Genomic DNA, 643 nt, shown 5'->3' with positions numbered 1-643 from the left:
TTGGCGAAACGTGTTGAGTCGTGGGTGGTGACCGATGAGTTCTGGCAGCGTGTGGAGCCGCTGATTCCTGCGCGCTCGGCGGCAGACAAGATCTATGTGCGCAAGCCAGGGGCTGGCCGGCCACCAAAGCCGGCTCGACTGGTGTTCGAGGCAATCGTCTACGTGCTGCGCACGGGCTGCCAGTGGAAGGCGCTGCCCAAGGAGCGCTTCGGCAGCGCAAGCGCAATCCACAAGCGCTTCCTGGAGTGGGAAGCCGCGGGCTTCTTCGAAGCTCTGTGGAAGGCGGGCTTGGCCGAGTACGACCAGATGGAGGGCATTGCCTGGCGCTGGCAGAGCGTCGACGGCGCGATGCTGAAGGCGCCGCTGGCACAGGAAGCCCTCGGCCCCAACCCGACGGATTGGGGAAGAAAAAGGCAGCAAGCGCCACCTGTTGGTGGACGACTGTGGCGTCCCGTTGTCGCTCGTCGTGACCGGGGCCAACGTCCATGACYGCAAGCGGCTTGACAACGTGCTCGCCGCCATCGTCGTCAGGCGCAAGGATCCGCCACATCGGCGACACAAGCATCTGTGCGCCGACGCGGGCTACCGTGGAGCCGAGCACCTTCGCACMATCGAGCGCCACGGCTACATCCCTCACGTCGTT

1 pseudogene is annotated in these 643 nt (G+C 65.2%); it reads left to right on the top strand.

Annotated features, from left to right (window positions below):
* Positions 1 to 643, top strand: a pseudogene (locus AC1DF3_RS37050) (IS5 family transposase); the annotation flags it as partial.

The sequence above is a fragment of the Variovorax sp. 10N432 genome, assembly GCF_056394465.1.
Note: the sequence above shows the minus strand (reverse complement) of the source record. Positions and strands in the feature narration are given on the sequence as shown.